Origin of the sequence: Saccharopolyspora mangrovi (assembly GCF_035320975.1) — a bacterium.
Classification (GTDB): Bacteria; Actinomycetota; Actinomycetes; order Mycobacteriales; family Pseudonocardiaceae; genus Saccharopolyspora; species Saccharopolyspora mangrovi.
In genome coordinates this window covers 107802-116652 of record NZ_JAWLNX010000021.1, presented here as the reverse complement: position 1 = coordinate 116652, position 8851 = coordinate 107802, and the positions used below count along the sequence as shown (strand labels likewise).

Below are 8851 nucleotides of genomic sequence, written 5' to 3'. Positions count from 1 at the left end.
CCGCCGCTGGGTCAACTTCAGAGGCACTGCACGGAAAGCGACGAAGTCGCTTTCTCCTTTCACCACCCGAGCAGCTGGCACCGCCGCGGGTTCTGAGCGGCTTCGTGGCGAGCACGCCGCGACGCCGTGTATGGCCATACATCAGGAGCGGCGCGCGGAGTCCACGGAGCCGCTCAGGTTCCGCTACCCGACCCGCCAAGCAAAAAGACCACAGATCATCCTCAGTCCGTGTGGATCGGGTCCAGGACTCGGGCGAGGAAGGTGCGGGTGCGCTCCTCCTTGGGGTTGCCGATGAGCTCCGCGGGCGGACCCTGCTCGATGATGCCGCCGCCGTCCATGAACAGCACGCGGTCAGCGACCTCGCGGGCGAACTGCATCTCGTGGGTCACCACCAGCATCGTCATGCCCTCGTCGGCGAGCTGGCGCATCACGCCGAGCACGTCGCCGACCAGCTCCGGGTCCAGCGCCGAGGTCGGCTCGTCGAAGAGCATCACGTGCGGGTTCATCGACAGCGCCCGCGCGATCGCGACCCGCTGCTGCTGACCACCGGAGAGCTGCGCGGGCATCGAGTCGGCCTTCTCCGAGAGCCCGACCTTGGCCAGGTTCTCCCGGGCGACCTTCTCCGACTCCTCCTTCGAGCGGCCCAGCACCTTGCGCTGCGCCACCGTCAGGTTCTCCAGCACCGACAGGTGGGAGAAGAGGTTGAACTGCTGGAACACCATGCCGACGTGGCGGCGGGCGGCGTCGAGGTCGGTGTCCGGGTCGGTCAGCTCGGTGCTGTCGACCGAAACCTTGCCCGCCGACGGCTCTTCCAGCAGGTTCACGCAGCGCAGCAGGGTCGACTTGCCGGACCCGGAAGGTCCGATCACGCACACGACCTCACCGCGCTCGACCTGCAGGTCGATGTCGCGCAGCACTTCCAGCGAGCCGAAGGACTTGCTCAGCCCGGAGAGCTCGATCATCACGTCGCTCACTTGGTGGCCCCCTTGGTCCGAACGCCGCCGAACTTGCGCTCCAGCAGGTCGGAGACGCGCGACAGCGGAATCGTGATGATCAGATAGCACAGACCGGCGATCAGGATCGGCGTCAGCGACTGGTACTGGTTCAGCGCGCCTCGACCGAACTTCGCCAGCTCGTACTGGCCGACCGACAGGCCCAGCAGGTAGATCAGCGAGGAGTCCTTGGTCAGCAGGATCAGCTCGTTGGTCAGCGGCGGCAGGATGATCCGGAACGCCTGCGGCAGCACCACGGTGACCATCGTGCGGCTCGACGACATGCCCAACGAGCGCGCCGCCTCGACCTGCCCCTTCGGCACCGCCTGGATGCCCGCGCGGATGGTCTCGGCCATGTAGGCGGCGCCGACCAGACCGAGGCTGAGCATCACGGTCGAGAGGTTGTTGAACTTCAGCCCGAAGGCGATCGGCATGCCGTAGCCGAACGCGATGAACACCAGCAGCGCGGGAAGTCCGCGGAACAGCTCGATGTAGCCGGTGGCGATCCACCGGTAGGGGGCGACCGGCGACATCTTCATCAGCGCCAGCACGATCGCGAGGCCGAGGCCGAACGCGAAGCCCACCGCGGTGTAGATGAGGGTGTTGAGCAGCGCGGTGGTGATCACGTCGGGGAACTGGGCCTTGGCGACCTCGAGGTTGAAGAACGCCCGACCGATCTGGCCCCAGTCGGCCAGGAAGATCACCAGCGCGAGAACCACGACCAGCACCGCGTACTGGATGCCGAGGTTGAGCCGCGCCCGCTGTCGTCGGCCCATGCCTGCCTTGGGCCGCTCGATCTCGGTTGTCATCGACTTCTCTCCATGTGTCCGGCGGACGACCGCGACGGTGTTCGCGGTCCCGCAGCACCGCACGGGGCCGGCGTGTTCGACGCCGGCCCCGAAATGGCACGAATCAGCGGGTCACTCCGGCTTCTTGCCGAACCACTTCTCGTAGATGCGGTCGTACTCACCGGACTGCTTGGCCTTGGCCAGCGACTCGTTGACCTTGGTCAGCAGCGCGGTGTTGCCCTTGCGGACACCGATGCCGTACTTGTCACCGGTCACGAACTCCTTGGTGACCTCGGTGTCCGGGTTGTTCTTGGCGAAGTTGTAGAGCACGCCGTTGTCGTTGATCGCGGCGTCGACCGCGCCGGTCTTCACGGCGGTCTGCTGCAGGGCCAGGTCGTCGAAGTCCACGACCTCGTAGCCGAACTCGGCCTTGTGGGCCTCGGCGTAGTCCTTGCCCGTGGTGCCGACCTGCACGCCCAGCTTCTTGCCGCGCAGCTGGGAGAGGTCGGTGAAGCCCGCGCCCTTCTTGATCATCAGGGCCTGCTCCGCGTCGAAGTACGGGTCGGAGAAGTCCAGGTTCTGCTTGCGGGAGTCGGTGATGGTCATCGCCGCGGCGGCCACGTCGCACTGGCCGCTGTTGAGCGACTCACCCGACTGGATGCCCTCGTCGAACGGCGCGTCGACGATCTTCTGCTGCACGCCGAGGTCGCGCGCGACCAGGTCCACCAACTCGACGTCGAAGCCGACGATCTTGCCGCCCTCTCCGGGGAACTGGAACGGCTCGTAGGGCAGGTGGGTGCAGGTGGTCAGCGAACCGGGAGCGATGAGGCTCAGTTCGCCGCCGCCCTGGGCTCCGCCGCTCGTCGTGGATTCGACACAACCTGTCACTGCCACAGCCAAGGTCAGCGCAGGCAGCACTGCCAGCGCACGGAGGGTTCTGCGACGCGCCACGATGTAACTCCTAGTAGGTGAGAACGCGGGTGCTCGAATGGTGCCACTCGATCGGACGTAAACCCAATAGCTCACGTTGCGAATCCATCAAGTTCGTCGAAATCCGACATCAACCTTCCGGTCATCGTTCGGCAAACCTGACGCGACCGCAGCCCTCGAGCGAAAGAATTTCCCGTCCTCGGCATCAGCGCGCATCAGAACCACGTCCTCCCGACCAGCCGGAACCTCGTCCACTGTGGCCACCGCCACGACTCCGCGGCCGCCTCGCCCACCACTCGCAGTGCCCGGCGCACAACCGCGTGGCGACATCTCGCCACCCGTCGGGCGGATTCCGGGGAGCGCCATGTCGACATGTCCCCAGAACGACGGAAGGGCCCCTCCCGGTGCGGGAAGGGCCCTTTCGCCGAAGCTGATCAGCGCGGCGGTGGCGGGGGCGGGCAGTGGATGATCGGCTGCGGGTTGTACTTGACCTTCTGGTTCTCGGTGCGGACCTCACCGGTCGTGATGTCCCGGATGGTCCGGGTGTCGACGACGGTGAAACCGGGCGCGCCCTTGCTCGGGCTGCACGGACCGGTCGCCGGGCCGGGCTTCTCCATCGGCGGCGTCGGCTCGGTGCGCGGACCGGTCGTCGACTGCACGTCGAACTGCTTGGTGCCCCACAGCTTCACCTTGATCGACGACGGAGTCCACTCCGTGGTGATCATGATCCCGCTCTTGGCGACGTTCTTGAACTTCACGTCGATGATGCTCTGGCCGCTCGGGCCCTGGAACACCGTGGCCTCGCGACCGGCCGGGTAGCGGCTGATGTAGTAGCTGTGCGCCTTGTGCTCGACGTCCTTCATGCCCGCGAAGTACGAGGCGTTGTACAGCGTGGTCGCGAACTGCGAGATGCCGCCGCCGACAGCCTTGCCCGGGTGGCCGTCCTCGATGATCCCCGACTCCACGTAGCCCTGCGGGACACCGCGCGGACCGGTGTAGCCGTTGAGGCTGAACGTCTCGCCCGGCCGCAGGATCGCGCCGTTGACCTGCTCGGCGACCCGGCGGATGTTCACGCCCGAAGCCGGTTCGAAGCCACCGGTCTGGAACTCGCCGACGACCTCGCGGATGCCGAGCTGGTTGGCTTGGTCGGTGGTGAACTGCGCCGGAGCCGGCACGTACACCGCCGGCACCGACCGCTGCTGCGGCTTGCGCAGGGTGTCGAGCATCGGGCTCAGGCTCTTCTCCCAGTCCACGCCGAGACCGTCCTCGGACGGGTGCACGACCGGGGCGCCGTTCTCCAGCTTGATCTCGGCGTTCTTGCCGGGCTTCGTGGTGTCGCGCAGCTGCGGTTCGAGGGCCCCGACCAGCGTCGGGCCGTCGAGCGAGGCCTTCAGGCCGCCCTGCCCGTCGGGGGTGAAGCGCAGCGCCTCGGCGATCGCCTCCGGCTCCAGCGTCGCGTCCTTGCCCTGACCGCGAACGGTCACCGGCGAGGCCACGGCGGGCTCGGCGATCTCGTGCAGCGCCTTCTGCACGCCCTCGCGGGTGGTGCTCACCGGCAGCTGGGTGACCGGCAGCTGGATCGGCCCGCCCTCGGCCCAGTGCGCCTGGATCTTGTTGGCCGCGTGCTGGATGTCGAGGTTCTGGCCGGGCACCGGGTTCACCGCGATCGGCGTGGTGCCCTCGAAGCGGATGTTGCCGTCGGTGGGCTCCAGGCCCAGCTGCGGGCTGACCTCCTGCAACGCGGCCACCAGCTGCTCGCGGTCGCTGGTGCTGACCGGCGTGACCTCGTGGGTGCTGAACAGCGAGCCGATCCGGGTGAAGGGGTTCAGCGGCTGGTCGTTGGCCTTGTCGACGGTCGCCGCCCAGTCCATCTGCAGACCGACGTCGTCGGGCTTGACGGTGGCGCCGCGGTCGCCGACCTGCAGCCGGACCGGCTTGTCGAGGCCGGGTTCGAGCTCGTCGCGGAGCTTGGTCTCGGCGGCGGCCGGGTCGAGGGTGCCGACGTCCACACCGGCGACGACCGTGCCGCGCGGCAGCGATCCGCTGGTGAACAGCAGGTCGCCGACGTAGATCAGCACCAGCGCCGCAGCGGCGGCACCGGCGATCAGCCCGCCCTTGAGCAGGCTCTGCCGCTTCTGGTCGGCGGGCGAGGGCTCGCCGGGCGCGTTCCAGCCGAGCTGGGTGCCCGCGACACCGCCCTGCTGCCCGCCGATCATCGCGGTCTGCGCACCGCCCGCCTGGGACGTCTGACCGTGGTAGGCCGTGGGCTGGTCGGCGCCGACGGTGGGGATGGTCTGGGTGGCGCCGATGGGGAACCCGCTGAAGTCGGTCGGCAGCGCTGCGATCTGCTGGGTGCGCTCGCTGTCGGACTCGGGAGCCGACTGGTCGCTGCGCGCTTCGGGGTCCTGGACGGGCCAGGCCTGCGTGGTCTCGACGTCCGACGCGTCCTGCTGGCCCGAGTCGGTGCGCAGCCGTTCGGTGGACGGATCCGCACCTCTGCGGTTCTCGTGGTTTTCCGGCACCGCTTCCCCTTCTCCTGTCGGTCCTGCGGTGGGGCGTTGGAGGTGTTCGCTCGCCCGCGCTCGCCGGGGGCCCGGCTCGGGGCGCCGACTACAGGTACAGACCCGTGCCCTGCTCGGTCTGTTCCGTGGCCACGGCGTGCAGATCCCGTTCCCGCATCACCAGATAGGCCTGCCCCTGGACTTCGACCTCGTACTGCTCGTCGGGGTTGAACAGGACCTGGTCGCCGACCTTGACGGTCCGCACGTGACTGCCCACGCCGAAGACCTCGCCCCAGATCAGCCGCTTGGCCATCTGCGCGGTCGCCGGAATCACGATGCCGCCACTGCTGCGGCGTTCCCCGGACTCAGCGGCGATGCGCACCATGACCCTGTCGTGCAGCATCTGGATTTCGAGCTTGGCATCGGTCACCCGAAAAGTTTACTTGCCCCCACCGGGAGACTTGAGGGCCAGGGGGCCCTCGAAACACCGCGTTGACCACGCGATTCGCGATTTCGCAGGGCACAGCGCGCGGACGGGGCCGGTCCTGGTCGGAGCCGGCCCCGTCCGCGTCGTCACGACCTGGGGTTTTCCGGAGCTGATACCGGTACGGTCTCAATTCGCCCCGGCGCGCTGATCAGGCGTCGAGACCACCCATCACCAGCGGGAGCCGGTCCGGCCCGTCCGCCGTGATCTTGATCGGCACGCCCCAGTCCTGACGGGTGAGCCGGCACGCGGGGTGCTCGATCCGATCGTCGTCGTCGCAGCTGGCGGCCTGGGCGACCACGTGCAGCACGCCCTGCTCGACGCCCTCGGCCAGCACCAGGCGGCGGGTCAGGTCGGTGCCCACGCCCGCGCCCTCGACCAGCAGCTCCTCCGGCGTCGAGGTGACCTCCAGGCGGGTGGAGGGCCCGTAGCGCTCGTCGAGCTTGGTGCCCGGCGGCGGCGTGAACACCACCGCGAGCTCCACCTCGCCCGTGCCGATCTCGGTGGCGGGCCGCTTGACCTGCTGCGACGCACCGTCGATCAGCTTCGCGGCCAGCCCCGGCGGGACCGGGCGCTCCAGCCGGTGGGCCGCGGAGGCGACCACGACCAGCTCGCCGTCCACGACGGTCGCGCCGGAGGGCTCGGAGACGTCGGTGGCCAGCGTGGACACCTCCTCTGTGGCGGGCTCGTAGCGGCGGATCGCGCCGTTGTAGGTGTCGCAGACCGCGACCGAACCGTCCGGCAGCACGGCCACCCCCAGCGGGTGCTGGAGCAGCGCCTTCGCGGCCGGGCCATCGGCGTGGCCGAAGTCGAACAGCCCGGTGCCCACGGCGGTGCGGATCGCGAACCCGTCGCCGTCGGCCTCGACCCAGCGCAGCGCGGAGGTCTCGGAATCGGCCAGCCACAACCGGTCGCCGCCGTCGGCGAGGCCGGAGGTCTGGGCGAAGAACGCCTGGTCAGCGGCGCCGTCGCGAAGGCCTTCCACGGTGGTGCCCGCGAACCTGCGGACCTCTCCGGTGCGCGGGTCGAACAAGCCGAGCGTGTGGTTGCCCGCCATCGCGATCACCACGCCCCCGGCGGGTTCCCACCAGGCGACGTCCCACGGGCTTGTCAGCGGCGTCTCCAGCCCGGGGCCGCTGTCGGAACCGTCGCGCCACTGGTCACCGGTCCCGGCCAGCGTGGTCACGCTGCCGTCGGCGAGCCGCAGACCGCGCAGCAGGTGGTTGACGATGTCGGCGACGACCACGTCGTAACCGACCTCCGCCGCCAGTTCCTCGGGCAGCAGGGCGAGCCCGGCGGGCTCGGCGAACGTCGGCGCGACGCCGTCGGCACGGCCGCGCTCGCCGGTGCCGATGCGGCGGACCACGGTCTCGCCGTCGGACTCGAACTCCACCAGCGAGTGGTTCGCCGAGTCCGAGACCAGCAGGTTCCCGCTGTTCAGCGCGATGACCTTGCCGGGGAAGCGCAGCGTCGTCTCCGGCGCGGGCGGCGGCACGTAGGGCCCGTCGCCGCGGTGCAGCGTGCCCTTGGCGTCGTGCTCGGCGACGACCTCGGAGATCACGCTGCGCAGCGCCTCGACATGCCCCTCACCTGCGGCGACGTGCACGACGTAGCCCTCGGGGTCGATGACGACCAGCGTCGGCCAGGCCTTGACGGCGTAGTTCTGCCAGGTGGTCAGCTCCGGGTCGTCGAGCACCGGGTGGTGCACGGCGTAGCGCTCGACGGCCGCGATCAGCGCGTCCGGATCGGCCTCGTGCTCGAACTTCGGCGAGTGCACGCCGACGGTCACGACCTCGTCGGCGAACTCGGCCTCCAGCGGGCGGAGCTCGTCGATCACGTGCAGGCAGTTGATGCAGCAGAAGGTCCAGAAGTCGAGGACCACGACCTTCCCCCGGAAGTCCTCGAGCCGGAGTTCCCGGCCCCCGGTGTTCAACCACTGCCGCCCCACGAGCTCGGCGGCCCGCACCCGACCACGACGTTTCTGCTGCTCAGTCACACCAGAAGTCAACAACACACCCGAACACAGTGTTCCCGGGGTGCCCACCCGGGAGGCCCACCTCACGCGATCCCCCCAGCCCCACGGGCAAACCGGCCCACGACCACGACCAGCCCCCGGATCACCGCCGCGATCAGACCCCCGAAAACTCCGGTAATCAGGTCCCCGAATACCGGCGTAATCCGGGTGCGGACGGCGGCTCCGGGTCGGTCCTGCTGGTCACGGTGGGGGGAGGAGGGTTTCGGCCGTGGTCGTGAGGGTGGTGAGGGCCGTTCTGGTGACCGGGTGCTGACCGCCTCCGAGGCGGGTGGCGGCGAGGATCCGCCGGGCCGGGGCAGGTTCGCCGCGGAGCGGGATGCGCACGACCGGCCAGTCGTGGAGACGGGCCAGGCGCGGGACCAGGATGATGCCGAAGTGGTGCGCGACCAGGGCCGTTCCGGTGTCCCACTCGTCGGCGTGGTGCGCGATGTTGGGGCTGAAACCGGCTGACGTGCAGGCCGCGCGCACCAGCTCGTGGTAGGTGCTGCCGGGACGGCCGACGATCCACTGCTCGTCGGCGACGTCGGCGAGCGAGACCCTGCTGCGCTCGGCCAGCGGGTGACCGGCGGGAACGACCAGGTCCAGCGGGTCGTCGACGAGCGGCTGCTGGTCGAAGCGCTCGTCGGCGGAGGGTGGCAGGTCAGCGGTGTTGATCACCAGCGCGAGGTCGGCGTCGCCGGAGAGCAGCAGGTCGAAGCAGCGCGCCGGTTCGGCCTCGATCACCCGGACGCGGATCTGCGGGTAGCGCTCGCGCAGCGCGGCGGCGGCCGGCGGCAGCAGGTGGGTGGCAGCGGTGGAGAACCCGCACAGCGTGAACGACCCGCTCGGTTCCTCGGTCGTGGCGGCGAGTTCGGCGTAGGCGCGCTCGACCTGCGCGTGCAGCACCTCGGCGTGGCGCAGCACCGTCCGGGCGGCCGCGGTGAGCTTGATGCCCCGGCCGGACTGGATGATCAGCTCGGTGCCGAGCTCGTCGGCGAGCTGTCGCAGCTGGTACGACACCGCCGACGGCGTGTAGTTCAGCGCCGCAGCGGCGGCGGTGACGGTGCCGTGGTGGGAGACCATCTGCAGCACCTTGAGCCGAGGATCGATCATGCGGCCATTTTGCACGGTCTGCTGAAGGA

At 69.6% G+C, this 8851-nt stretch carries 7 protein-coding genes; all 7 read right to left on the bottom strand.

Going from position 1 to position 8851, the window contains the following annotated elements:
• Window positions 1-221 precede the first annotated feature (221 nt).
• The 7 genes from R4I43_RS25615 to R4I43_RS25585 all read right to left on the bottom strand — a co-directional run bounded on the left by R4I43_RS25615 (window position 222) and on the right by R4I43_RS25585 (window position 8822).
• Window positions 222-974 (bottom strand): amino acid ABC transporter ATP-binding protein, encoded by a 753-nt coding sequence (locus R4I43_RS25615; protein ID WP_324268247.1) that lies wholly within the window; start codon window positions 972-974, stop codon window positions 222-224.
• Window positions 971-1768, bottom strand: coding sequence for an amino acid ABC transporter permease (locus tag R4I43_RS25610; RefSeq protein ID WP_324268256.1), 798 nt, complete (start codon window positions 1766-1768; stop codon window positions 971-973). The genes R4I43_RS25615 and R4I43_RS25610 overlap by 4 nt, the downstream gene beginning before the upstream one ends.
• A 144-nt stretch (window positions 1769-1912) precedes the next feature.
• On the bottom strand, window positions 1913-2731 hold the full coding sequence (locus tag R4I43_RS25605) for a transporter substrate-binding domain-containing protein (RefSeq protein ID WP_407691313.1): 819 nt from the start codon (window positions 2729-2731) through the stop codon (window positions 1913-1915).
• Between the two features lie 413 nt (window positions 2732-3144).
• On the bottom strand, window positions 3145-5232 hold the full coding sequence (locus R4I43_RS25600) for a VanW family protein (RefSeq protein ID WP_324268246.1): 2088 nt from the start codon (window positions 5230-5232) through the stop codon (window positions 3145-3147).
• A gap of 88 nt (window positions 5233-5320) precedes the next feature.
• The gene (locus R4I43_RS25595) at window positions 5321-5641 is read right to left on the bottom strand and encodes a GroES family chaperonin (RefSeq protein ID WP_145740778.1); all 321 of its coding nucleotides are present in this window, start codon (window positions 5639-5641) and stop codon (window positions 5321-5323) included.
• A 205-nt stretch (window positions 5642-5846) separates the two neighbouring features.
• The gene (locus R4I43_RS25590; RefSeq protein WP_324268245.1) at window positions 5847-7691 is read right to left on the bottom strand and encodes an NHL domain-containing thioredoxin family protein; all 1845 of its coding nucleotides are present in this window, start codon (window positions 7689-7691) and stop codon (window positions 5847-5849) included.
• 219 nt (window positions 7692-7910) lie between these two features.
• Window positions 7911-8822 carry a LysR family transcriptional regulator gene (locus tag R4I43_RS25585; protein ID WP_324268244.1) on the bottom strand — a complete coding sequence of 304 codons (912 nt, stop codon included), beginning with the start codon at window positions 8820-8822 and terminating at the stop codon, window positions 7911-7913.
• Window positions 8823-8851 lie beyond the last annotated feature (29 nt).